The organism is Mesorhizobium sp. CA12 (assembly GCF_020165255.1).
Taxonomy (GTDB): domain Bacteria; phylum Pseudomonadota; class Alphaproteobacteria; order Rhizobiales; family Rhizobiaceae; genus Mesorhizobium.
This window is the reverse complement of record NZ_JAIUHT010000003.1, coordinates 1-23,146: the sequence shown is the minus strand read 5'-3', so window position 1 is coordinate 23,146 and position 23,146 is coordinate 1. Positions and strand designations below refer to the sequence as shown.

Annotated in this window: 23 protein-coding genes and 1 tRNA gene; 14 read left to right on the top strand and 10 right to left on the bottom strand. The window is 65.1% G+C overall.

What is annotated here, in order from left to right; genetic code table 11:
• The first annotated feature begins 21 nt into the window (after positions 1 to 21).
• Together LB520_RS06550 and LB520_RS06545 are read left to right on the top strand one after the other, a co-directional pair.
• Positions 22 to 681, top strand: a complete 660-nt coding sequence (locus tag LB520_RS06550; RefSeq protein WP_224527495.1) for a DNA-3-methyladenine glycosylase family protein — start codon at positions 22 to 24, stop codon at positions 679 to 681.
• A 111-nt stretch (positions 682 to 792) separates the two neighbouring features.
• Entirely contained in the window at positions 793 to 1,350 is a 558-nt protein-coding gene (locus tag LB520_RS06545) for an HNH endonuclease (RefSeq protein ID WP_027167440.1), read from the top strand.
• Between the two features lie 147 nt (positions 1,351 to 1,497).
• Here the strand turns inward: LB520_RS06545 and LB520_RS06540 are convergent, their stop codons facing one another.
• On the bottom strand, positions 1,498 to 2,016 hold the full coding sequence (locus tag LB520_RS06540) for a disulfide bond formation protein B (RefSeq protein ID WP_095767503.1): 519 nt from the start codon (positions 2,014 to 2,016) through the stop codon (positions 1,498 to 1,500).
• Positions 2,017 to 2,039: 23 nt separating this feature from the next.
• Positions 2,040 to 2,630 carry a YqaA family protein gene (locus LB520_RS06535; protein WP_224527497.1) on the bottom strand — a complete coding sequence of 197 codons (591 nt, stop codon included), beginning with the start codon at positions 2,628 to 2,630 and terminating at the stop codon, positions 2,040 to 2,042.
• A gap of 333 nt (positions 2,631 to 2,963) precedes the next feature.
• On the opposite strand from LB520_RS06535, the gene LB520_RS06530 reads away from it, so the two are divergent.
• Positions 2,964 to 3,048, top strand: a tRNA-Leu gene (locus LB520_RS06530).
• A 102-nt stretch (positions 3,049 to 3,150) separates the two neighbouring features.
• On the opposite strand, the gene LB520_RS06525 is transcribed toward LB520_RS06530, so the two are convergent.
• The 5 genes from LB520_RS06525 to LB520_RS06505 all read right to left on the bottom strand — a co-directional run bounded on the left by LB520_RS06525 (position 3,151) and on the right by LB520_RS06505 (position 8,556).
• Positions 3,151 to 4,311, bottom strand: a complete 1,161-nt coding sequence (locus tag LB520_RS06525; RefSeq protein WP_224527499.1) for a YncE family protein — start codon at positions 4,309 to 4,311, stop codon at positions 3,151 to 3,153.
• A gap of 71 nt (positions 4,312 to 4,382) precedes the next feature.
• Positions 4,383 to 5,663 (bottom strand): GNAT family N-acetyltransferase, encoded by a 1,281-nt coding sequence (locus LB520_RS06520; RefSeq protein WP_224546059.1) that lies wholly within the window; start codon positions 5,661 to 5,663, stop codon positions 4,383 to 4,385.
• Positions 5,663 to 7,066, bottom strand: coding sequence for a lipopolysaccharide biosynthesis protein (locus LB520_RS06515; protein ID WP_224636888.1), 1,404 nt, complete (start codon positions 7,064 to 7,066; stop codon positions 5,663 to 5,665). Before LB520_RS06515 ends, LB520_RS06520 begins: the two co-directional genes overlap by 1 nt.
• 248 nt (positions 7,067 to 7,314) lie before the next feature.
• The gene (locus tag LB520_RS06510; RefSeq protein WP_224637210.1) at positions 7,315 to 7,767 is read right to left on the bottom strand and encodes a hypothetical protein; all 453 of its coding nucleotides are present in this window, start codon (positions 7,765 to 7,767) and stop codon (positions 7,315 to 7,317) included.
• A 516-nt stretch (positions 7,768 to 8,283) separates the two neighbouring features.
• A complete protein-coding gene (locus tag LB520_RS06505) occupies positions 8,284 to 8,556 on the bottom strand; it encodes a DUF4242 domain-containing protein (protein ID WP_224636887.1) in 273 nt (90 codons plus the stop codon).
• Positions 8,557 to 8,799: 243 nt separating this feature from the next.
• On the opposite strand from LB520_RS06505, the gene LB520_RS06500 reads away from it, so the two are divergent.
• The gene (locus LB520_RS06500; RefSeq protein ID WP_224637208.1) at positions 8,800 to 11,385 is read left to right on the top strand and encodes a helix-turn-helix transcriptional regulator; all 2,586 of its coding nucleotides are present in this window, start codon (positions 8,800 to 8,802) and stop codon (positions 11,383 to 11,385) included.
• A gap of 102 nt (positions 11,386 to 11,487) precedes the next feature.
• Here the strand turns inward: LB520_RS06500 and secA are convergent, their stop codons facing one another.
• Positions 11,488 to 14,220, bottom strand: coding sequence for a preprotein translocase subunit SecA (gene secA, locus LB520_RS06495; RefSeq protein ID WP_224636886.1), 2,733 nt, complete (start codon positions 14,218 to 14,220; stop codon positions 11,488 to 11,490).
• Between the two features lie 263 nt (positions 14,221 to 14,483).
• Between secA and LB520_RS06490 the strand changes: the two genes are divergently transcribed.
• Entirely contained in the window at positions 14,484 to 15,401 is a 918-nt protein-coding gene (locus tag LB520_RS06490) for a peptidylprolyl isomerase (protein ID WP_095767510.1), read from the top strand.
• A 60-nt stretch (positions 15,402 to 15,461) separates the two neighbouring features.
• Here the strand turns inward: LB520_RS06490 and LB520_RS06485 are convergent, their stop codons facing one another.
• Complete coding sequence (locus LB520_RS06485) at positions 15,462 to 16,055, bottom strand: TetR/AcrR family transcriptional regulator (protein ID WP_095767511.1); 594 nt, start codon at positions 16,053 to 16,055, stop codon at positions 15,462 to 15,464.
• 191 nt (positions 16,056 to 16,246) lie between these two features.
• Here LB520_RS06485 and argJ point away from each other — a divergent pair, with 191 nt between their 5' ends.
• From argJ to LB520_RS06460, 5 genes are all read left to right on the top strand, one after another.
• Complete coding sequence (argJ, locus tag LB520_RS06480; RefSeq protein WP_224636885.1) at positions 16,247 to 17,488, top strand: bifunctional glutamate N-acetyltransferase/amino-acid acetyltransferase ArgJ; 1,242 nt, start codon at positions 16,247 to 16,249, stop codon at positions 17,486 to 17,488.
• Entirely contained in the window at positions 17,488 to 18,267 is a 780-nt protein-coding gene (locus LB520_RS06475; RefSeq protein WP_224636884.1) for a GNAT family N-acetyltransferase, read from the top strand. Before argJ ends, LB520_RS06475 begins: the two co-directional genes overlap by 1 nt.
• Positions 18,264 to 18,686, top strand: coding sequence for a (deoxy)nucleoside triphosphate pyrophosphohydrolase (locus LB520_RS06470; RefSeq protein ID WP_095767513.1), 423 nt, complete (start codon positions 18,264 to 18,266; stop codon positions 18,684 to 18,686). Before LB520_RS06475 ends, LB520_RS06470 begins: the two co-directional genes overlap by 4 nt.
• Before the next feature lie 165 nt (positions 18,687 to 18,851).
• Positions 18,852 to 19,172: a hypothetical protein gene (locus LB520_RS06465; protein ID WP_224546082.1), complete on the top strand. Its 321-nt coding sequence runs from the start codon at positions 18,852 to 18,854 to the stop codon at positions 19,170 to 19,172.
• A 111-nt stretch (positions 19,173 to 19,283) separates the two neighbouring features.
• Positions 19,284 to 19,463, top strand: a complete 180-nt coding sequence (locus LB520_RS06460; RefSeq protein WP_095767573.1) for a Flp family type IVb pilin — start codon at positions 19,284 to 19,286, stop codon at positions 19,461 to 19,463.
• A 19-nt stretch (positions 19,464 to 19,482) separates the two neighbouring features.
• On the opposite strand, the gene LB520_RS06455 is transcribed toward LB520_RS06460, so the two are convergent.
• Positions 19,483 to 20,355 carry a methyltransferase domain-containing protein gene (locus LB520_RS06455; RefSeq protein ID WP_224636883.1) on the bottom strand — a complete coding sequence of 291 codons (873 nt, stop codon included), beginning with the start codon at positions 20,353 to 20,355 and terminating at the stop codon, positions 19,483 to 19,485.
• Between the two features lie 65 nt (positions 20,356 to 20,420).
• On the opposite strand from LB520_RS06455, the gene LB520_RS06450 reads away from it, so the two are divergent.
• The 4 genes from LB520_RS06450 to LB520_RS06435 all read left to right on the top strand — a co-directional run bounded on the left by LB520_RS06450 (position 20,421) and on the right by LB520_RS06435 (position 22,856).
• Positions 20,421 to 21,221: a ComF family protein gene (locus tag LB520_RS06450; RefSeq protein ID WP_224636882.1), complete on the top strand. Its 801-nt coding sequence runs from the start codon at positions 20,421 to 20,423 to the stop codon at positions 21,219 to 21,221.
• A 74-nt stretch (positions 21,222 to 21,295) separates the two neighbouring features.
• A complete protein-coding gene (grxC, locus tag LB520_RS06445) occupies positions 21,296 to 21,565 on the top strand; it encodes a glutaredoxin 3 (protein WP_140543583.1) in 270 nt (89 codons plus the stop codon).
• A gap of 2 nt (positions 21,566 to 21,567) precedes the next feature.
• Positions 21,568 to 22,434 carry a carbon-nitrogen hydrolase family protein gene (locus LB520_RS06440; protein ID WP_224636881.1) on the top strand — a complete coding sequence of 289 codons (867 nt, stop codon included), beginning with the start codon at positions 21,568 to 21,570 and terminating at the stop codon, positions 22,432 to 22,434.
• Positions 22,431 to 22,856: a DUF1178 family protein gene (locus LB520_RS06435; RefSeq protein WP_140692522.1), complete on the top strand. Its 426-nt coding sequence runs from the start codon at positions 22,431 to 22,433 to the stop codon at positions 22,854 to 22,856. The genes LB520_RS06440 and LB520_RS06435 overlap by 4 nt, the downstream gene beginning before the upstream one ends.
• Positions 22,857 to 23,146 lie beyond the last annotated feature (290 nt).

Here is a 23,146-nt window from a genome sequence, read left to right as displayed (position 1 = left end):
GGCGCCCTGGGAACAAGCAACGTGCAACGCATCGCCTCGCTGGACGACATTGCGACAGGGCTCGACGCGCTCTGCCGGATCGATCCGCGGCTGGCGACCGTGCGCGGCCGGGCGGGCGAAGTGCCGCTGCGGCTGTCGGAACCTGGCTTTCAGAGCCTCGCTTCCATTATCGTTTCACAGCAAGTTTCCCGCGCCAGCGCCGACGCCATCTTCGGGCGGCTGGTGAAGCTTGTCGACCCGCTGACGCCGCAGGCGATCCTTGCCGCCGGCGAGGGCGTGTTTCGCGAGGCCGGGCTGTCGCGGCCGAAACAGCGCGGGCTGCTCGCCGTGGCCGAAGCGGTGGCCGGCGGGCTCGATCTCGATCACCTGTGCACCCTGGACGCCGGCGAGGCGATCGCGGCGATGACGGCCGTGCCCGGCATCGGTCCATGGACGGCGGAATGCTACCTTTTGTTTGCCGCCGGCCACCCGGATGTGTTTCCCGCGCGCGACGTCGCACTGCAGACGGCGGTCGGCCATGCGCTCGGCATCAACCCGCGCCCGCCGGAGAAAATGCTTATCCGGCTGGCCGAATCATGGAGCCCGTATCGGGGTGTCGCGTCACGGCTTTTTTGGGCTTATTACCGGGAATTGAAGGGCAGGGATGCGGCGCCGACTGTCGAAATGGCAAAAAAAGCCTGAAAATCATGCGGTTTTGGCGATTTCGACGCACGACAATCCGCTTCACATCCCTGTCATGTCGGGCTTACAGTATCCGCGCCGTTCGGTTCTAGAAGCAAGGAGGCGAAGGACGTGACGGTTGCCGTATCTCCGGATGGGCTTCCCGCGCTGGTGCTGAACGCGGACTACCGTCCGCTCAGCTATTACCCCCTGTCGCTCTGGTCGTGGCAGGACGCCATCAAGGCCGTCTTCCTCGACCGGGTGAACATCGTCGCCGAATACGAGCACGCCGTCTCTTCGCCGACCTTCTCGATGAAGCTGCCGAGCGTGGTCAGCCTCAAAGCCTATGTGAAGCCGTCCAGGCATCCCGCCTTCACCCGCTTCAACGTCTTCCTGCGCGACCGCTTCCAGTGCCAGTATTGCGGAACGCCCGAGGATCTGACGTTCGACCATGTCATCCCGCGCCATCGCGGCGGAGCGACGACCTGGGAGAATGTCGTCGCCGCCTGCTCGCCTTGCAACCTCCGCAAGGGCGGCATGATGCCGGCCCAGGCCAAGATGTGGCCGCTGCAAAAACCCTATCAGCCGACGGTGCACGACCTGCACAACAACGGCCGCCTGTTCCCGCCCAACCATCTGCATGAAAGCTGGATGGATTATCTCTACTGGGATGTCGAACTCGAACCTTGAGATCGTTCGAGAATTCGGGAGGCTGGCCGTCTGAAGCAAGCGTCTGCGCTTCCGGCGCTCACGTACTGTAAGTACGCTCCGCTCCGGTTCTCGACGCTCACTTCATACGACTCATCCTGCCGAATTCTGCGCCGCTTTGGTGCCGGCTCAGTCCCGTGCGAGCGCGCTGCGGAAGGCGACGGCGGCGAGGACGAGGCTGGCGATGGCGTTCCAGCCGGCGAGCGACAGGCCGAGGATGCGCAGCGCGGCCTTGTCGCAGGAGGGCGGCACGAACTTGTCGAGCGCGTCGAGCACACCCTTGCCGCCGGTGTCGACCGGACCGGCGCCGGCGGTGCAGTCGGCCGGACCTTGCCACCAGGCCCATTCGACGCCCGAATGATAGACGCCGAGATAGAGGCCGTAGAGCATCAGCAAGCCGCCGATCGCGAGCAGGCCGCGCGTCACCCAGGCCGGCGCGCGCAGCATCGAGGCGATCGCCGCCAGCACCATCAGCGGTACACCGATATAGTAGGGCGTGCGCTGCTCCAGGCAGAGATGGCAGGGGATGTAGCCGCCGATATATTGGAAGGCGAGCGCCGAGCCGACCGTCGCGGCCATGGCGACGGCGAGAAAGAGCGCCGCGCGCATGCGCTGGCGTCCGGTATCGGCATTCATGGTCGCGGTCATCTATCGGGTCCGTTGTTGCGTCGCTATCCGTGGGCGTATCTGACGAGGATATAGAGCAAAATCAGGGCAGCGGCGCCGGCGCCGACAATCAATCCCAAGCGCTTTTCGATGAACTCTCTGATCTCCTCGCCATAGCGGCGAAGCAGCCAGGCAAGCAGCAGGAAACGCGCGCCGCGCGCCACGATCGCGAGCCCGATGAAAAGCAACAGATTGACGCCGATGACGCCCGACAGGATCGTCACCACCTTGATCGGCGGCAGATGGGCCGCGCCCGAGGTGACCAGCATCAGGATGATGAAGCCGACGCCGGACGAGGTGCGCAACTGCTCGAACTCATCATATTTGCCGTAGAATTCAAGCACCGGCTTGGCGACTGCCTCATAGGCATAGTGGCCGATGAACCAGCCGGCGACGCCGCCCAGGACCGAAGCGACCGTGGCGATCAGCGCGTAGCGATAGGCGCGCTGGGGTTTGGACAGCGCCATCGGCAGGAAGAGCACGTCGGCCGGCACCAGGAAGACCGAGCTTTCGACGAAGGCGATGAAGGCCAGCCACCATTCGGCCGATTTGCGCGCCGCCAGCGACAGGGTCCAGTCGTAAAGTCCGCGAAGCATCGGCTCTCCTAATGCGATTGACACAATTCCGGACGGAAAACCGCTGCGCTTTTCCTGGAATTGCCTAATGCATGTCACCCCAAACGGCGCAGCGGTTTTCGGCCACCGGCATGCACGAAACAAGGACCCAAAGCGCCGCAGCCGCCATTATCGACCGAGCACCTTAAACATTCGCCTCTCTAGAAAGGTTTCCCGCGGCGCACAATGGCGGTGGTCCTTACAAGACCGCCGGATGCTGTTTGGCCGAAGCGGTGCCGGCAAATCCGCAACAGGCCAGTTGACGAAAGGCTGTCCAACCGTATAGTCCGCGCCCATCCAGGCCGCCCGGCCTGAGCCCCTATGGCGGAATTGGTAGACGCGCTCGACTCAAAATCGAGTTCCGCAAGGAGTGCTGGTTCGATCCCGGCTAGGGGCACCATTCTTCGCTCTGCGAGCTTCGGATGGCAGGCCACCCTTTTTGAGCTTCGGGTGGCAGGCCATTGCCCTTACGAGCTTCGCATGGCAGGCCATCCCGAACGCCCTACCGCATATTCCCCGTATGCCCCTGCGAGTAGCGCCCCGGCTGCGGCCACACCGTCAGGCCATGCGGCTCGGCGCCGACGCGGATTTTCGTCACGGCGCCGCTGGTGGTGTCGATCATATAAACCTCGCTGTCGAAGCGGCCCGACAGCCATAGCTGCCTGCCGTCGGCGCTGACATTGCCCATGTCGGGGCTGCCGCCGCCGGGGATCGGCCATTGCGCGACCACCGCGCGGGTGGCGAAGTCGATCACCGTGACGCTTCCCGGACCCCTGGCCTTGCCCTGCTCCATCCTGTGCGAGCCGCGGTTCGAGACGTAGAGCCGCTTGCCGTCGCGGCTGACGACGAAGCCGTGCGCGCCGATGCCGGTCGGGATGAAGCCGATTTCCCGAAAACTGTCGCCGTCGACCAGGAACACGCCGTCATTCATCATGTCGGCGACGTAGAAGACCTTGCCGTCGGGCGACAGGCGGATGTCCTGCGGCATGCCCATCCTGGAGAAGTCCAGATGGCCGAGCAACTTCTGGTTCTTCAGGTCGATCTTGGCCAAGCCGCCGTCGCCATATTCGCAGGTGAAGATCGCATAGGAGCCGTCGGCAGAGAAGTCGGCATGGTTGATGCCCGGGCAAGTCGGCGTCGGCAGGCTCGATTTCAACGCCATGGTGTGCGGGTCGCGGAAATCGAGCTGCTCCATCGCCTCGTCGACGACGATTGCCGCGCTGCCGTCCGGCATGAAATAGAGATTGTAGGGGTCGTCGACCGCGATCTGCTGGCCGGGCATGGCCGTCATCGGGTCGATCGGCGTCAGGCTGCCGTTTTTGCCGGTGCCGTTGTTGGCGACCCACAGCGTCTTCAAATCCCAGGACGGAATAACATGCTGCGGCTTGCTGCCGACCGGGAAGCGGCCGACCTCCTTCAAGGTGACGGTGTCGATCACCGAGACGCTGTTGGAGGAGCGGTTCGGCACATAGACGCGCGGCAGCGCGCCGGCGGTGGCGGGGCTCAGATGGCCGGCCGTGGTCTGGCTGTAGATATTGACCGGGGGAGGCGCCGGATCGCTGCAATCCTCCGGGCAGGTGTCGGCCACGGCTCGAGCCGGAAGCATGGCGAGCAGGACAAGCGGCGCACAAAGGCGGGCGAAGCGCAGTACGGTATCGATCATTTGAAGTGCTTTGTGGTGAAGGCAGGCCGGGTCCGGCCGCCGCAAGCCATAGCCGGTGTCTCGCCGCCCATCTAGCGTCTTTTCAGCAGGCTCCGCATGCGGTTGCGCAAGATGCGCGCCATGTTGCGGGTCTCGCGGTAGAGATGCAGTTGCGAGGCGGCCTGACGGGCCAGCCGGTCGGCGTCCGGCGTCAGCCCGATCACCAGCGTGCCCATCGGCTTGCGCTCGCTCCACAGACGGCTCATCACCGGATGGTCCGGAACCGCGCAGGAATCGGTCATGACGATGTTGGGATCGTCGAGATGCTGCCTGGTCACCTCGATCATCAGCAGCGTTCCTGGCGAATAGGCGGAGAGCGTCTCGTCATAGGCCGTCTTCCAGGTGTAGGCGACGCCGGCCTCGACGAAGACGACCAGGCAGGCGATGGTGCGGCCGTCGAGCGTCAAGAGGTGGATGCGGCACATGTCCTGCTCGGCCAGCCTGTGCACGGCCTCGCGGGCGAAGGCGGCGCGGTAGCGGTCGATCGCCATCGCGGTGCGCTCGCGGCCTTTCCAGCCGGCCGCTTCCAGCGTCAGGAAGCTTTCGATGGCGTGGCGGATCTCGTCCGGCCCGCGCGCCACGGTGTGCTCCAGCTTGCCGAGGTCGGCGAGACGCCGCTTCAGGCGGCGGAATTCGCGATAGTGATGCGCGCGCAGCGATGCCTTGAGGTATTCCTCGCCGTCGGCGTCGCTATCGAGCACCGGACGCTCGACCTTACCGGTGGTCACCATGGTCAAGCCGCGGCTGTCGGCAAAGGAGGTGAGCAGGCTTGCCACCGGGCCGTCGAGGCGCATATCGGGCAGCACGAAGACCTTGGGCAGCTTGAGATGCGGCCGCGACAGCATCGAGAAGAAATCCTCGATGACGCCGACCGGATCGTCGCGATCGACCAGCGGCGTGCCGAGCGGGCCGAACGGGCTCGACCATGTGCGCATCACCGGGACGCCGAGCGGGATCGCCGGCCGCTCGACCGAGAACGGCGCCAGAAGCCGAAGCCGGTTGCGGTATTCGTCGCCGTCGCGGATGACGGCCAGCCGCACCTCGCGGTCTTCCAGCCGCGGCATCGCCGGCGCCAGGAAGCGCGGGTTGAAGAAGACGTTCGGCTCGATTGTGCGGGCGCTGAGATAGTCAAGCTCCTCGACAAGATCGAAGCCGGCCGAGGCCGGATAGATGGCGAGCTTGCGCTCCGGCCTGTTGCTGGCGAAGAGCTCGATATGGGCGGGGTCGACCTCGCGCGCCAGGCCGGCAAGGTTGGAAACCATGGCGCCGGCGGTGCCGCCGCTGGTCTCTTCGAGCAACGGGACGGCGGCCATCAGGCGACTTCCTTGTTTGCGGGCACAAAGATCGCCATCACGATGCCGAGCTTGCGCCAGACGGTGAAGGAGAGCGCGCTGGCCTCGAAGACCATGGCCAGGCTGGTGGCGATTGCCGCGCCCCAGAGGCCGAACAGCGGAATGAGGATCACGTTGAGGCCGATGTTGAGCGCAAGCGTCATGGCATAGACGGCGGCGCAGATGTTCTGGTTGCCGCTCATGGTGAGCAGGCTTTCGCAGGGGCCGACTGCGGCGCGCGCCACGACGCCCAGCACCAGCAGGAAGAGCAGCGGGTAGCCGGCGGTGAATTCGGGACCGAACAGCACCAGCATCGGCTCGCCCAGCGCCAGCACCATGAGCGCCATCAGCAGCGAGGGCCAGAAGGTCCAGGAGACGGTCTCGCGGGCGAAGGCGGCGAGCCGATGCGGTTCGCCATGCGTGAACTGGGCGTAGCGCTGTGCAACACCGGCCTTGACCGCGAAATAGACGAAATGCACCAGCGCCAGCGTCTTCATCGTGGCGAAATAGACAGCGACGTCGTTGGGGTCGAGATAGGCGCCCACCATCAGCACGTCGGCATTGGTGAGCAGGAAGAAGAAGCCCTCGACCAGGAAGATCGGCAGCGAAACGAGGATCCACTGACCGAAATGCACCGCCATCGGCCCGGCCGGGATCTTTTTCTCCATGCGCGAGGTGACAGCCATCAGCTGGCCGAGCGTGGTGACATAGGTTGCGGCGATGGAGGCGAAGATCGCGGTCTTGGCGTCGGGCACATAGTGCAGGCCAAGCATCAGCGCCATGAATGCCAGGATCAGCACCGGCCGCACCAGATAGGTGGGCGACAGCGCCAGCAGCGCCCAGGAATTGGCGCGCGCCAGCCCTTGCAGGAGATCGCCGAGCGCGATCATCGGCAGGCAGATGACGCCGAGGATGAAGGGGATGACGTAGTAATTCTCGATCCAGTCCGAGGCGAGCCAGACGCCAAGCGCGCCGAGGCCTGCCACCAGAGTCGAGGCGACGAGCACGAAAAGGCGGCTCGCCTGCACGATGCCGCGCAGCTCGGCCAACATGCCGCGCTCGCGATATTCGGGAATGAAACGGATGACCGAGGTGTGGAAGCCGAGGCAGGCGAGATTGCCGACGATGACCATCGTCACCCAGACCAGCACCGAGATGCCGTATTCGAACGAGCCCATCCAGCGCGCCATCAGCACCTGGCTGACAAAGGCGATGAAGGCGCTGACGATGCGGATGGAGAAGGCGATCAGCGACATGCGCCCGGCTTCGCCGCGCTCGTCGGCGGTGGACAGCACTGCGTCGATGCGGCCAAGCAACGGCCGCATGCGCAGCGCCCAGCGCTGCGGCAGGAACCGCCCGGCAGTCGTTGCCGCGGAAAAGCGCACCCCGAATACTCTCCGTTTTCCGCCTCTTTCCAAGGTTTCGGGTCTATCCGAAACACCTTAAGAAAGGGTGGGTGGGGTGCGGGCTTTTCCTTCTCCCCTTGCGGGAGAAGGTGTCGCCGAAGGCGACGGATGAGGGGTGTTCCAGGGAACGCGGACCTCTCACTCCGCTGGAACACCCCTCATCCGTCTCGGCGCTATCGCGCCGATCCACCTTCTCCCACAACAAGGGGAGAAGGCTAGAGCGCTGCTCACATCCCCTGCATGGCGTCGCAGGAGACGTTCGGGTTCATGTCGGCGAAGGCGCCGGTGGGGTTTTGCTTCCAGGCCCAGACATGCAGTTCGTAGAAGGGGCCGAGGCCGTAGCGGTTGGGCGCGGTGTTGAAGTTGAACAGATGGCCTTCGAGCGAGGCCGGGCCCTTCGCGGTGATGTATTCGACCGCGATCAGCTTCAGCGTGCCGTCGGCCATCGGCTCGTACATCACGGCTTCCGGCTTGGCGACGTCGACGGCGTCGTCCTTCAGATAGCCGGCGTTGACGTAGTGGATGCCCATGGCGCCGCCGGTGAGGCCGCTGGCGCAGGGGATCGGCGCGTAGCCTTCGGCTTTCGCCAGGGCGACGTCCGCGAAGCGGCTGTCGAGCGTCCGCACCTTTTCGGCGAGCGGATTGACGGTTTCGGCCGTGGCCGCGCCCGCCATCAGCATGATGATCGAGGCAGAAGCGCCGATAACGCATTTGGTTAAGGTCTGAACGTTCATTTGTCTCTCCAATTGAGGCGGGCAAGCGGCGGCAGTCGGCCGGTAGGCCAACTCCGAACGCCGGCGGCGCTGTCGCTAAAAGGGATGGTCGCTGATCCCGACCAGAGCGGTTCACCGAACGAACCGCTCCAAGTCATTGCTTTGCGCAATTCGGGACGGAAAACAGCTGCGCAGTCTTCCTGGAATTGCCCGGTGCGGGATCAGCTGTGATGCCACCAATATTCCCAGTACTCGCGCGGGTTTTCCCGCTCGTGCAGGCCGACGTCGCGTCTCAGGTAGTCGTCCTGCGGCGGCAGAAGGCGTCGCCGGTTTCGCAGGGGCGAAAGCAACGCCGACACAGCCCGTCGCATGAAGCCGCGCCGTGGCGGGACGATGTCCGCCGCGGCGGATACGGCCACGTCCTCTGGCACGGCGTCAGGTCCGCCGGCGACGGGTATGGTCTGCCCGACATGGGCTGCCCGATCAGCGATAAAAGTAGGGGTTGAGCACCCGGACCTCCGTGATCTTGTCGACGGGAAGCGAATTCTTCTGCGCGGTGCTGCGGATCGCCTCCGGCGAGGGCGCATCGTAGATGCAGAAGCTCTTGCTCTTGTCCGGCGAGACGAAGGATTGCACCCAGGTGACGCCTTTCTCGGCGTTGCGGGCGATGACGCCGCCCATCGCGGTTGCGCCGGCATCGTTCATCGGCACGTGAAGTCCATCGGGGAAGGTACGTTCAATCAGGTAACGAGGCACGATCGGTTTCCTTTCATTGGTGAGTTGCGCTCGGTTCAAGCGCGACCCAGCAGAAATCACCTTCGCGGCAGGCGCGCATCGGAGCCATTCCCCATATTGGCCGGGACGAATCCCTATCTTTGCGACGTTTTATGTGGAAGATGGCACCTCAGTGTGTGGAAAGTCACATTGTCGCGCCGTTTCCCACGCTATCGCGGCGGCGGCCCGCCACGATGGAAATTCTGATTTGGCGAGAGAGTGACGATGCTTCTGGAACGGCAGACGCAGCTGCAGCAAATGGATGCCTTGCTGGCGGATGCAACAGGCGGCCGCGGCCGCGTCGTGGTTTTGTCGGGGGAGGCCGGCGCCGGCAAGACGGCGCTGGCCGAGGCGTTCTCAGGCCGCTTGGGCGAGGGGCTGCCCGTTCTTCGCAGCGCCTGCGAGGACCTCTCCATTCCAGATCCCCTGGGGCCGCTTTACGATCTGGCCCGCGAGGCGCAGTGGGAGCCGCCGCGGGCGATCGACGACCGCCAGGTGCAGCGGCTGCCCTTGTTTTCCGAGGCGCTCGACGTCTTCGAAGCGAAAGGTCCTTGCCTGCTCGTCATCGAGGACCTGCACTGGGCCGATGACGCGACGCTCGATTTCGTGCGTTTCCTCGGCCGGCGCATTGCAAACACGCACATCCTGCTTCTGATCACGGCGCGCACCGACCGCAGCGAAGGACAGATGCGCGTGCGCCGGGCGCTCGGCGAGATACCGGCCGGCAACATCCAACGCATAGAAGTGCCGCTGCTCAGCGAAAGCGCGGTGCTCTCGCTCGCCGCGGCGGCCGCGCGCGACGGCGACGCGATCTACCGCGCAACGGCGGGCAACGCCTTCTTCGTCACCGAGCTGCTCGCCGCCGCGGTCGATGGCGCCTTGCCGGCGAGCGTCCGCGACGCCGTGCTGGCGCGCGCCGAAAGATTGTCGCCCGGCGCCCGCTCGATGCTCGACGCGGTCTCGGTGTTTCCGCGCCGCGCCGATGCCTGGGCGCTGAGCGGCCTTTGCGGGATCGCCGCCGCCGGCCAACTCGCCGAATGCGTCGCCAACGGCCTGCTCGACGATTTCGGCGATGGCTATGCTTTCCGGCACGAGATCGCCCGCACGGCCATCGAGATGGCGCTGACGCCCAGCAAACGACGCGAGTACAATGAGCGCGCGCTGGCGGCGTTACGGGAAAATCCGCAAGTCGCCACCGCAAGGCTGGTGCATCATGCCGTGGAAGCGCAAAGCCTCGACGTGGTGCGCGAGCTCGCGCCGGTTGCCGCGCGCGAGGCATCCCGCGTCGGCGCGCATCGCGATGCGGCGGGCTATTACGAGGTCGCGCTGCGCTATGCGGATATCCTGCCGATCGAAAAGCGGGCTGAACTTTACGAAGGGCATGCTTTCGAGTGTCACCTGATCGGCCGCGTCGAGGCGGCGATGGAAGCGCAGGGCCGGGCGCGCCAGCTGCGCCAGGCGCTGGGCGACCGGCTCAAGGAAGGCGACAGCCTCAGATGCCTGTCGCGCTTTGCCTATCTGCTCGGCGATCGCGAGGCAGCGGACCGTTTCGGAGAGCAGGCCGTGGGGCTTCTGGAGACCGCGCCCGACAGCGCCGAGCTGGCGATGGCTTATTCGAACCTCTCGCAACTGGCGATGCTGGCCGAGCGGCTCGAGGACGCGCTTTCGCTCGGCGGCAAGGCGGTCGAGCTGGCGGAGCGGCTCAACCGGGCGGACATTCTATGTCATGCGCTGAACAATGTCGGCGCCGCCAGACAATGGCTGGATTTTGCCAAGGGGCGGCGCGATCTCGCCCGCAGTCTTGGGATTGCGCTGTCGGGCAACTACCAGGAGCATGCGGCGCGCGCCTTCACGAACTGCGCGTGCGTCGAGATGAACAGGCTCAACTTCAAGGAGGCGGCGTCGTTCCTGGATCGCGGCATCGGTTATTGCGTCGAGAACGATCTCGCGACATGGCGCGACTACATGCGCGGCGTGCAGGCGCAGCTTTTGCTTCGCCGCGGCTTGTGGAACGACGCCGCGACAATGGCGCATGAGGTTGTCGACGACGACGCAACGACGCCGCTGGTGCGCTATCCGTCGCTGGTGGCGCTGGCACGATTGCGCATCCGCCGCGGCGACCCGTCGGCCGAGCCGATCGTCGAAGAGATGAGGCGGTTCCTGGACAAGGGCATGGAGCTGCAGCGCCTGGTGGCGTTTGCCCAGGTGCTGGCCGAATCGGCCTGGCTTGGGCAAGCCGACAGGCAGGAAGCCTTGCGGCTGATCGCGGTTGCCGAAAATCTCGCGCCAACGCCGGCCGTGTTCGGCGAACTTGCCACCTGGCGGGAACTGTTGTCGCCGGGATCCGAACCCGGCGACACGGACGGCATGGCGGAGCCGCACCGCCTGCAACTGACGGGCGACTGGCGCGCCGCCGCCAGGCTATGGGCCGAAATGGGGGCGCCTTTCGAACAGGCAATGGCCTTGCTGCTCGGCGACGAAGCGGCGCAGCGCGAGGCGCTCGCCATTTTCGAGGACCTTGGCGCGAGGGCGGTCGCGCAGCAGGCGCGCAGCCTTATGCGGGAAAGCGGCGTCGGTCACATCGCGAGAGGGCCGCGACAGGCGACGCGCGCCAATCAGGCCGGCCTCACGCAGCGCCAGATGGAAGTCCTGGAACTTCTCGAGCGAGGCTTTTCCAACAAGAAGATTGCCGCGCATCTGACCATTTCGCCCAAGACGGTCGATCACCACGTTTCGGCCGTGCTGGAGAAGCTGGAGGTCATCTCGCGCGGCGAAGCGGCTGCCGCGGCGCGCGCGTCGGGTCTGGTGTGAGGCTTGTTTTCTGCGCCTGAAGGAAACCGCCGGCCCCGGCGCCGCCCCTCATCCGCCCTTCGGGCACCTTCTCCCCGTTGAACGGGGAGAAGGAAATAGGCGTCAGGCGAACGTGCCGTGGCAGTGCTTGTACTTCTTGCCGGAACCGCAGGGGCAGAGTTCGTTGCGGCCGACCTTGCCCCAGCTCGCGGGGTTCTTCGGATCGCGGTTTTCCGGTGCGACGACGGCGTTGGTGTCCTGACGCACCAGAAGCGCGGTCTCGCCGCCCTGGAAATCATCCTCGCCGGTGGAGCCGTCGATATGGCTGCCGAACATCTCGGGCGCTTCAGGCGGCGGCGCATCGGCCGCCTGGCGCACCAGCTCGACGCGCATCAGCTGCGCGGTGACGGCCTGCTCCAGATTGCCGAGCATGGCCTGGAACAGCTCGAAGGCCTCGCTCTTGTATTCCTGCAGCGGGTCGCGCTGGGCATAGCCGCGGAAGCCGACGACCGAGCGCAGATGGTCGAGATTGACGATGTGCTCGCGCCACAGATGGTCGAGCGTCTGCAGCACCACCGAGCGTTCGACATAATTCATCACATCGGGGCCGAAGCGGTCGGCTCGCTCCTTGGCGGCGGCATTGGCGGCGGCCGTGATGCGCTCGCGAATGTCGTCCTCGGCGATGCCCTCTTCCTTGACCCATTCCTCGACCGGCAGGTCGAGGTTGAGGTACTGCGCCACTTCCTCCTTGAGACCGGCGACGTTCCACTGCTCGGCATAGGCGTTTTCGGGGATGTTCTTGGCGACGATCTCCTCGATGACGCCTTCGCGCATCTCGGCAATGGTTTCGGCGAGACCTTCTCCGTCCATCAGCTCGATGCGCCGCTGGAACACCGCCTTGCGCTGGTCGTTGGCAACGTCGTCATATTTCAGGAGGTTCTTGCGGATGTCGAAGTTGCGCGCCTCGACCTTCTTCTGCGCTTTCTCGAGCGCCTTGTTGATCCAGGGATGGATGATCGCCTCGTCTTCCTTGAGGCCGAGCTTCTGCAGCATGCCGTCCATGCGCTCGGAGCCGAAGATGCGCATCAGGTCGTCCTGCAGCGACAGGAAGAATTTCGACCGTCCGGGATCGCCCTGTCTTCCCGAACGACCTCTAAGCTGGTTGTCGATGCGGCGCGATTCGTGGCGTTCGGTGGCCAGAACATAGAGGCCGCCGGCGGCCAGCGCCTTTTCCCTCAGGCGCTCGACGTCGGCGTGGATTTCCCTTTCCCTGGCCTCGCGCTCGGGGCCCTCGGGCATGTCTCCAAGTTCCTCCGCGATGCGCATCTCGGCATTGCCGCCGAGCTTGATGTCGGTGCCGCGGCCGGCCATGTTGGTGGCGATGGTGATGGCGCCGGGCTTGCCGGCCTGGGCGACGATGGCCGCTTCGCGCTCATGGTGACGGGCGTTCAGCACTTCGAAGTCCTTGAAGCCGTCCTTGCGCAGGCGCTCGGCCAGCTGCTCGGATTTCTCGATCGAGGTGGTGCCGACCAGCGTCGGCTGGCCTTTGGCGCTGGCTTCGCGGATTTCCCTGACGATCGCCTTGTACTTCTCCTCGACCGTCCGGTAGACCTCATCGTCCTCATCCTTGCGGATGACAGGCAGGTTGGTCGGGATTTCGGTGACCTCGAGGCCGTAGATGTTGCCGAATTCCTCCGCCTCGGTCAGCGCCGTGCCGGTCATGCCGGCGAGCTTCTTGTAGAGGCGGAAATAGTTCTGGAAGGTGACGGAGGCCAGCGTCTGGTTCTCGGGCTGGATCTGCACGTGCTCCTTGGCCTCGAGCGCCTGGTGCAGGCCTTCCGAATAGCGGCGGCCCGGCATCATGCGGCCGGTGAACTCGTCGATGATGACGATCTCGCCGTTGCGCACGATGTAGTCCCTGTCCTTCTGGAACAACAGATGCGCCTTCAGCGCGTTGTTGACGTGATGGACGATGGCGACGTTCTCGACGTCATAGAGCGACTCGCCTTTCAACAGGCCGGCGTCGCGCAGCATGTTTTCCAGCTTCTCGGTGCCGTCCTCGGTGAAGATCGTCGTCTTCTGCTTCTCGTCGACCTCATAGTCGGCCGGGCTGAGCTTCAGCATGAAGGCGTCGATGGTGTTGTACATTTCCGAGCGGTCTTCGAGCGGACCGGAAATGATCAGCGGCGTGCGCGCTTCGTCGACCAGGATGGAATCGACCTCGTCGACGATGGCGTACGAGTGTCCACGCTGCACCATCTGCGAGCGCTCATACTTCATGTTGTCGCGCAGATAGTCGAAGCCGAGCTCGTTGTTGGTGGCATAGGTGACGTCGCAGGAGTAGGCCTCACGGCGTTCCTCGTCGGAAAGGCCGTGGACGATGACGCCGACGTTGAGGCCGAGGAATTTGTAGACGCGGCCCATCCATTCGGCGTCGCGCTTGGCGAGATAGTCGTTGACGGTGACAACATGCACGCCCTTGCCGGCGAGCGCATTGAGGTAAACCGGCAGGGTGGCGACCAGCGTCTTGCCCTCGCCGGTGCGCATCTCGGCGATGCCGCCATTGTGCAGCACCATGCCACCGATCAATTGCACGTCAAAGGGACGCATGCCAAGCACGCGGCGGGCCGCCTCGCGCACTGTGGCGAAGGCCGGAACCAAGAGATCGTCGAGCGCAGCGCCGTTGGCCAGATCCTGGCGGAACTTTTCCGTGCGCCCCGCAAGCTCGGCATCGGAAAGCGCCCGCATCTCGTTTTCCATGGCGTTGATGGCTTCGACCCTCGGCCGGGTCGACTTGACGCGGCGGTCGTTGGAAGAACCGAAAACCTTACGGGCGAGACCGCCGAGACTGACCATCCAATGGCCCTTTCGATAGCAATTTAGCCGTTTGCGACAGGCACCTGGCGGGCCCATCAAATCCGCGTGAGTGCGGACAAACGCAAAAAGCGCCCGGAAAACGGTTCTGGACGCCAAGTCGTTGGACAGATAAGAGGGGGCTCAATCGATGTCAACGCCGCGTTAGCCCTATCGGCAGCGCCAAATTCCGCCACAATTCGACTGATCTGGAACCCTTCCGCTCACGCGATCCTTATTGGCAATCCCCATTGGAGTTTATCTTGATGTCCCTGTCGATCCGCCGCGCCTCGCTCGCCAGCCTCGGTCTGGCCTTCGGGCTCTCGGCTCTTTGCCTGTCGCCGCTGATGGCGCAAGAGACCAAGCCCGCCCAGCCGGACGCCACGGCGCCCGCGGCTGCTCCGGTCGATCCCAATGCCGTGATCGCCACCGTCAATGGCGAGAAGTTGACCGAGGCCGATCTTCGGCTCGCCGAAGGGGAACTGTCGCAGCAGTTCGCGCAACTGCCGCCTGAACAGCGCCGCGCTGCGGCCCTCTCGGCGGCGATCGAAATCCGCGTCATGGCCAAGAAGGCCGTCGACAGCGGCCTCGACAAGGACGCCGACTTCCAGCGCCGCATGGCTTTCCTGCAGGCGCGAGCCCTGCATGGCGAGGTCGTCGAGAAGGAAGTGGTCGACAAGGTGACGGACGCCGAAGTGCGCGCCCGCTATGACCAGGAGATCGCCAACACGCCGCCGGTCAACGAAATCCATGCCCGTCACATCCTCGTGAAGACGAAGGAAGAGGCCGAGGCGATCATCAAGCAGCTCGACGGCGGCGCCGATTTCCAGAAGCTCGCCAACGAACACACCAGCGATCCGAGCGGCAAAACCAGCGGCGGCGATCTCGGCTGGTTCGGCCCGGGGCAGATGGTGCCGGAATTCGACAAGGCGGCGTTCGCGCTCGACGTCGGCAAATATTCGAAGGAGCCGGTGCAGTCGCAGTTCGGCTGGCACGTCATCAAGGTCGAGGACAAGCGCGCCAAGCAGCCGCCGGCCTTCGACGACGTCAAGGACCAGGCCAAGCAGGCGGTGATCCGCGACAAGTATTTCGCCATGGTCAAGGAGCTGCGCGCGGCCGCCAAGGTCGAGATCCCGGACGAGAAGCTCAAGAAGGACATCGACACGCTGGAAGCCGGCAAGTAATCCGCTTGCGGCTGGATAATTCCGAAAGGGCGCCCTCGGGCGCCCTTTCGCTTTCGGGGGTCAAGCGTTCATTATGCCCCGCGTGATGTAGCGAATGGCGGCGCGGATCGCCGCCTTGTCCTCGTCGAGCCGTTCGGTCAGCAGATGCCGCCAGGCGAAAGAAGCGACCAGGTCGGCGACGATCCCGGCATCGACGTCGGCCGCCACCTCGCCGCGCGCCTTGGCCCGCTCGATCATCCGGCCGGTATGGCTGCGGCGTCCTTTTGAATATTCGGCAAGCGCGGCCGCGGCCGTCTCGTCCGACTGCGCCTCTGCGATCAGCGAGCGGAAGATGTTGCCCGACGGGGTGTCGCGCCAATGCGCGAACAGGTTCTCGAGGAAGCCGGCCAGATCGTCCTCGACGTTCCCGGTGTCGGGCGTCTCGACGCGCTTCTGCCGCTGGTAAACCTCGATCAGCAGGGCCGCCTTGCTCGGCCACCAGCGATAGATGGTCGGCTTTCCCGCCCGCGCCCGCCGGGCGACGGCCTCGATCGAGAAGCCGGCATAGCCCGCCTCGCGCAACACCGCCTCGGCGGCGTTGAGGATGGCATCGGCGCTCTCGGGACTGCGTTTTGCGCCGATCGACTTGCGCCCGCGAGCGGCGGCTTCGCCCATCGAGGTCTTCCTTGGCCGGTGAATCTGCAGCCGATCATATTGGCTTCGGCGACGAAACGAAACGACGTGTTTCCAATTGCAAGGCCGCCGGCCAAGCCGGCAAGGCGCGGCCAGAACGCCTCTTGCGCCGGCGCGCGCTATCGGGCAAACCGGCTTCCTTCCTTTCGTGTTCTTGCCGCTCCGGGATACCGATGTCTGCTACGATTTCGCCGCTCGCACCGAAGAAATATCCGAAGATGCCGGTCATCGAGGGTGTGCGCATCGCGACCGCCGAAGCCGGTATCAAGTACCGCAACAGAACCGACCTGCTGGCCATGGCCTTCGACCCGGGCACCGCTGTCGCCGGAGTGTTCACCAGGTCGAAATGTCCGTCGGCGCCCGTCGACTTCTGCCGTCAGAACCTGCCCGCCGGCAAGGCGCGTGTCCTGGTGGTCAATTCCGGCAATGCCAACGCCTTCACGGGCAAGAAGGGCCAGGCTTCGACCGCGCTGACCGGCGAGGCGGCGGCGAAGGCCGCCGGATGTTCGCAGAGCGAGGTGTTCCTGGCCTCGACCGGCGTCATCGGCGAGCCGCTCGACACGACCAGATTCAGCCATCTGCTCGCCGGCCTGATCAAGGACGGCAGGCCGGATCAGTGGACCGAGGCGGCCAAGGCGATCATGACCACGGACACCTATCCGAAGGTGGCGACGGCGACGGTCAAACTCGGCGACACCGACGTCACCATCAACGGCATCGCCAAGGGCGCCGGCATGATAGCGCCCGACATGGCGACGATGCTCTCCTTCATCGCCACCGACGCGCCGATCGCAGCTCCCGTGCTACAGGACCTGCTGTCGCGCGGCACGGCCAAGACCTTCAATGCGGTGACCGTCGACAGCGACACCTCGACCAGCGACACGCTGCTCTTCTTCGCCACCGGCAAGGCCGCGGCGCGCGGCGCGCCGCCGATCGGCGATCCCAAGGATGCGCGGCTCGGCGCCTTCCGCCGGGCGCTCGGCAAAGTGCTGAAGTCGCTGGCGCTGCAGGTGGTGCGCGACGGCGAGGGCGCGCGCAAGCAGGTCGAGGTCACCGTCACCGGCGCGAAATCCGCCCGCTCGGCCAAGCGCATCGCGCTCTCGATCGCCAACTCGCCGCTGGTCAAGACGGCCGTCGCCGGCGAGGACGCCAATTGGGGCCGCGTGGTCATGGCCGTCGGCAAGGCCGGCGAGCCGGCCGACCGCGACCGGCTGTCGATCTGGTTCGGCGACAACCGCCTGGCGCATGAGGGCGAGCGCGATCCGGCCTATTCGGAGGAAGCGACCTCGGCCTATATGAAGCGCGACGATATCCGCATCCGCGCCGATCTCGGCATCGGCCGCGGCAAGGCGACGGTGTGGACCTGCGACCTCACCAAGGAATATGTCGCCATCAATGGCGATTACCGGAGCTGATGGCGCCGGTGTCGAGGCATCCGGCAAGCGTGCTCGCGGTTGTGCGTCGCTACGAGGCGGCGGGTTTTCGCGCCTGGCCGGCGGCCGCCGTCCATTATGACGGGACCTGGGTCGTGCGGCTGACCGCAGGTCTCCCCGCCAAGCGCCTCAACTCCGTCAATCCGCTCGATCCGGGCGACACGCACGCCATCGAAGAGCGCATCGGCCGCGCCGCAAGACGCTTCGACGCCTATGGCAGGCCGCTGACCTTTCGCATGTCGCCGCTGTCGGGACAGGTCTTGTCCACGCATCTCGACAAGGCCGGCTGGAACATGTTCGACGAATCCCTGGTGATGCGGTTGCCGCTGAAGGAGGTCGAGCTTGGCGCGGCCATGGACCAGATTCCGCTCAAGGACATCAGCCGTTTCATCGGCGCTTCGCTGAGGACGAGCGGCTCGGACGCCTCGCTGCGGCCCGGCCTGTCCGAGGTCATCGGCGCCATCCAGCCGGAAGCGGGGCTGTTCGCGCTCGAGGACGGCAACGAGCCGCTGGCGACGCTGATCTGTGTTCATGACGGCGATCTCGCGGGTCTGTTCGAGGTCGCCACCGAAAAGTCGGCGCGCAAGAAGGGCCATGGCCGCAATCTCATCCTGTCGGCGCTGAAATGGGCACGGCTCCGCGGCGCGCGGGAGGCCTGGCTACAGGTCGAGGCCGGCAATGCGCCGGCGCTCTCGCTCTACCGGTCGCTCGGCTTTGAGGAAATCTATCGCTACCACTATCGTCGGCCGCCGGGCGCATGAGCGAGGTCAAGCCGGCCGGAAAGCGACTGCTGCTGGTCGCCGCCTGCGCGCTGGTCGATACCGACCGGCGCGTGCTTCTGGCGCAGCGCCCGGAAGGCAAGCAGCTTGCCGGCCTGTGGGAGTTTCCAGGCGGCAAGGTCGAGCCCGGCGAGACGCCGGAGGAGTGCCTGGTCCGCGAGTTGCATGAGGAACTCGGCATAGAGACCGAGATCCCATGCCTGGCGCCGCTCACCTTCGCCAGCCATTCCTATGACGATTTCCATCTCCTGATGCCGCTTTATGTCTGCCGCCGCTTTCGTGGTATCGCGCAGCCCAGGGAAGGCCAGGGGCTCAAATGGGTCAGGCCGCGGCAGATGCGCGACTATCCGATGCCGCCGGCCGATGCGCCGCTGATCCAGTTCCTCATCGACCTTTTGTAGTTTCGCGCCGACTTGGCGGCAGGTCGGCGTTTCCCGGGCGGCCGAGTGTTTCCGCACGTTTCCGGGAGCTGGTTTAGTCAGCGTTAATGGAAGATTTATCCCGACGTGAAAAATTGCGCGAGGCCGTTTCGCGCGGCGATATCGTCGATGACTGGGAAACACGGCATGAGCCTTGAAAGAGACTGGGATTCGATCCGGCCCGACCGGGGATTTCGCGCGGTGGACGCCGGCATGGGCATCCTGCGGATCACGCTTCTCTTCGGCTCGGCGGCGGTGGCGCTGGCGCTGATCGCAACGCCTTTCCTGGACAACCAGACCCGGCCGCAGAGCGTTCGCGATGGCTTCGCGGGCGGGCTCGACATGACCGCGACCGGATCGATCGGCCACCGCCCCAATACATATACGGTGCGCCGCAGCGTGCTGCAGCCCTTTCCCAGTTCAATCTGCGTCATCCGCAATGACGGCAGCCGCAGCGGCGAGTGCTGACTTGGTTAATGATTTTCCGGCGCGACGGCGTTTCACTCGCTGTTAAGCTTTTGCCGTTAACCTTTCTTAACGGGTAGGGCATTAGAGTTTCTGCATGAGGGATCGGTGATCATGAAAAACCTGCTGCAGCAATTCATTCAAGACGAAACGGGCGCTACAGCCGTCGAATATGGTCTGATCGTCGCGGTGTTGTCGCTGGCCATCATTGCCGGGGTCAAACAGGCGGCAGACGGGCTGGTGTGGCTGTTCACCGACAACAACAGCAAGCTTGCCAACGCCTTCGCTCACTGACGGCATCACGGGGGGGCGCTCAGGTCCTGGACGGGTTCTCCAGGACCGTCTTGAGCGAGACCTTGGCGGATCCCGGCTTGAGCGGCTTTTGCTGCGAGGCGTCGGGCGCCCAGCCGGACATCCAGACAATCGAAAAACTCGCGCGGATACGGCCATCCGGATCCGCAAACCGCTCGGCGTAGAGCTCCGCGGCGCGGGCAAAAAGGCGTCTGCCGGCCGGCCTGCGGCTGCGATCGACGAGCGCGCTTGTTTCGCCCATGGCGCGCAGGTCGGCGGCGAGGTCGAACAGCGTGTCGTAGCGCACCGCGACTGTTTCGACATCGGCGACCGGCAATGCCAGGCCAGCGCGCTGCAACAGCGCGCCCGCGTCGCGCACGTCGGTAAAGGGAAGGATGCGCGGGCTTGCGCCGCCGTAAAGCTCCGTCTCGGCCGCCAGCATGCTCTCGCGCAATTCCGCCAATGTGCCCGCGCCGGCGAAAGCGCCGAGGAAAAGCCCGTCCGGTCGCAACGCCCGGCGGATTTGCGCAAGCACGCCGGGAATGTCGTTCATCGCATGCATCGAGAGCAGGGAGACGACGAGATCGAGGCTCGCCTCCTCGAACGGCACGGTCTCAGGCGGCGCTATCAGGCCGCTGCCGCCGGCCAGAAGCGCTTCGTCCATCTCGACGCGCACGATTTCGCCGACCTTGCCGCTGCCGGCAAGCACGTCCGCGGCCGCTGAAGTCTGGCAGAACAGCGCGGCCGCCTTGCCGAAGCGGCGTTCGACGGCGCCCAGCCGGTCGGCAAGGTCCTCCGCGGCGCGGCGCATCAGGAAATCGGCGCCTTCGACGGGGCGCGCGAGTGCCCGGCGCTTGCGAGCGAGCCAGAGCTCGGTGTCGACCAAGGGCTGCAATGAAAAGCTTCCTGTTGTCCGCGCGTGCCGGAGTGGTGTTAAGGTGGCGCGGGGTTTCCTTTCACGTGGCCGATCCGGTGCACAAGATCAAGACCACAGCGGTCCAGGATATGACGCGGCAGGCACTGGCCTGGCCGGCGCGGCTGTTGTTTCCGCCGGTTTGCGCCGGCTGCCGTCGTCATGTGTCGCAACCCGGCGTGCTGTGCGGCGCCTGCTGGCCGAAGCTTAGGCTGCTGGAAAAACCCTGGTGCCCGGTGATGGGCACGCCCTTCACGCACGACATGGGCGAGGGGTTTCTTTCCGCCGAGGCGATCGCCGATCCGCCGCCCTTCGAGCGGGCGCGGGCCGCCGTCCTCTATTCGGGCGTCGCGCGGCAGATGGTGCAGGGGCTGAAATATCAGGACCGAACCGACCTAGCGCCCTGGATGGCGAACTGGATGATGCGGGCCGGCGCCGAACTGATTGCGGAGGCCGACCTGGTCGTGCCGGTGCCGTTGCACTGGCGGCGCTTCTTCCGGCGTCAATTCAACCAGTCCGCGGAACTCGGTCGGGCCGTTGCAAAGCTCAGCGGGCTGCCCTTCTCGCCATCCGCGGTCAGGCGCGTGAAGCTGACGCGCCAGCAGGTCGGGCTCGAACGGCACGAGCGCGAGGAGAATGTGCGCGCCGCGTTTCGCGTGCCGCCGGACGCTGAAATCGAGATAGCGGGGCGCCGGGTGCTCGTGGTCGACGATGTCTATACCACCGGCGCAACGGTGCGGGCCCTCGCCAAGGCGCTGAAGAAAGGCGGCGCCGGAGCGGTCGACGTGCTGACCTTCGCGCGCGTTCTGCCGGGGGACTTCCGAGCCGATGAGTCTGCAACTATATAGTGCTTAAGTTGTTGTTTCGGTGCAGGTCGTTTACGCACAAGCGTCGGGCGATGTGCACAAGCAGGATTTTGCTGATGGTCGATGTGACGATCTATACGCGCATGATGTGCGGCTATTGCACGGCCGCCAAGCGGTTGCTCGAGCGCAAGGGTGTGACCTATACCGAGCACGACGCTTCATTCTCGCCGAAATTGCGCCAGGAAATGATTTCACGGGCACATGGGCGCACCACTTTTCCGCAGATATTCATCGGCGACACGCATGTCGGCGGCTGCGACGATCTCCATGAACTGGAGTCGCAGGGCCGGCTGGATGTGCTGCTTGCCAACGAAGCGAGGGCTTGATCATGGGCGTTTTCAAGGCGGCGGCGGTGCAGATGCGTTCGGGGACCAGCCCGGATCGCAATGCGGCCGACATGGAAAGGCTGGTCCGCGATGCCGCTCATCGGGGCGCCACCTACGTCCTGACGCCGGAAATGACCGGTGCGCTGATCCGCGACAAGCAGGCGGGGGCGGCCGCCTTCACCACCGAAGACAAGGACGTGGTCGTCGCGACCGCGCGCAGGCTGGCGAAGGAGTTCGGCATTTTTCTGCATGTCGGCTCGACGGCGATTCTGCGCGCCGACGGCAAGCTCGCCAACCGCGCGTTCCTGTTCTCGCCCGACGGCGCCCTTATTGCCGGTTACGACAAGATCCATATGTTCGATGTCGACCTCGACAATGGCGAGAGCTGGTGTGAATCCGCCTCCTACGAGCCGGGAACGGAAGCGGTCGTGACCGATATCGGGGGGACGAGGCTCGGCTTTGCGGTGTGCTACGACCTGCGCTTTCCGCAGCTGTTTCGCGCCGAGGCGATGGCCGGGGCCGAGGTGCTGACGGTGCCGGCCGCTTTCACGCGCCAGACCGGCGAGGCGCATTGGCATGTGCTGTTGCGCGCCCGCGCCATCGAGAACGGCGCCTATGTCATCGCCGCCGCGCAGGGCGGCCTGCATGAGGACGGGCGCGAAACTTATGGCCATTCGCTGATCGTCGATCCGTGGGGGCGCATCGTCGCCGAGGCCGCGCATGACGAACCCGGGGTGATCGTCGCCGAGATCGATCCGGCGCAGTCGCTTGCCGCGCGCCGCAAGATCCCCAATCTGAAGAACGCGCGGGATTTCACCGTCAATGCCGGGACAAGCGAAGCGCCGCGTTTCAGGGGTGCCGCCTCTTGATCCGTTTTTCCCTGATCTGCGAACACGAGCACGAATTCGAAGCCTGGTTCCGCAGCAATGACGACTTCGACACCCAGAAGAAGCGCGGTTTCGTCGATTGCCCGCGCTGCGGCTCGCACAGGATAGAGAAGGCGCTGATGGCGCCCGCCGTCTCAACGTCCCGCAGCCGAGAGAAGGTCGCTTTGGCCATCGGCGAGGCGCAGAAGCAGGCGCTGGCGCAGCTCAAGGCACTGGCCGAGAAGGTACGCGAAAATGCCGACTATGTCGGCGACAAGTTCGCCGAGGAAGCGCGCAAGATCCATTTCGGCGAGACCGATCCGCGTGGCATCTATGGCGAAGCGACGCCCGAAGAGGCGCAGAGCCTCGTCGAGGACGGCGTCGAGTTCATGCCGATTCCGAGCTTTCCGGACGACCGGAACTGAGGTGTGTCGATATTCAGGTGATGCCGGCCTGCGAATGGTGGCTTCCTGCGCTTCCGGTGCTCACGTACTTTAAGTACGCTCCGCTCCGGTTCTCGTAAGCCACCATTCTCGGCTCGGCCTGACCTGAATCTCAATACACCTTGGCGCAAGTTCACGAAGGTGGAAAGCAGGAGGCATACGCTAGGCAGAGGTTTGGCCCAAGCTTCCGATCAGTTTTTCCAGCAGTTTCGCCAGCATGTCCCGGTCCTCGCGTGTCAGGCCGGCGAGGATTTCGTGCTCGTTGGCGACGT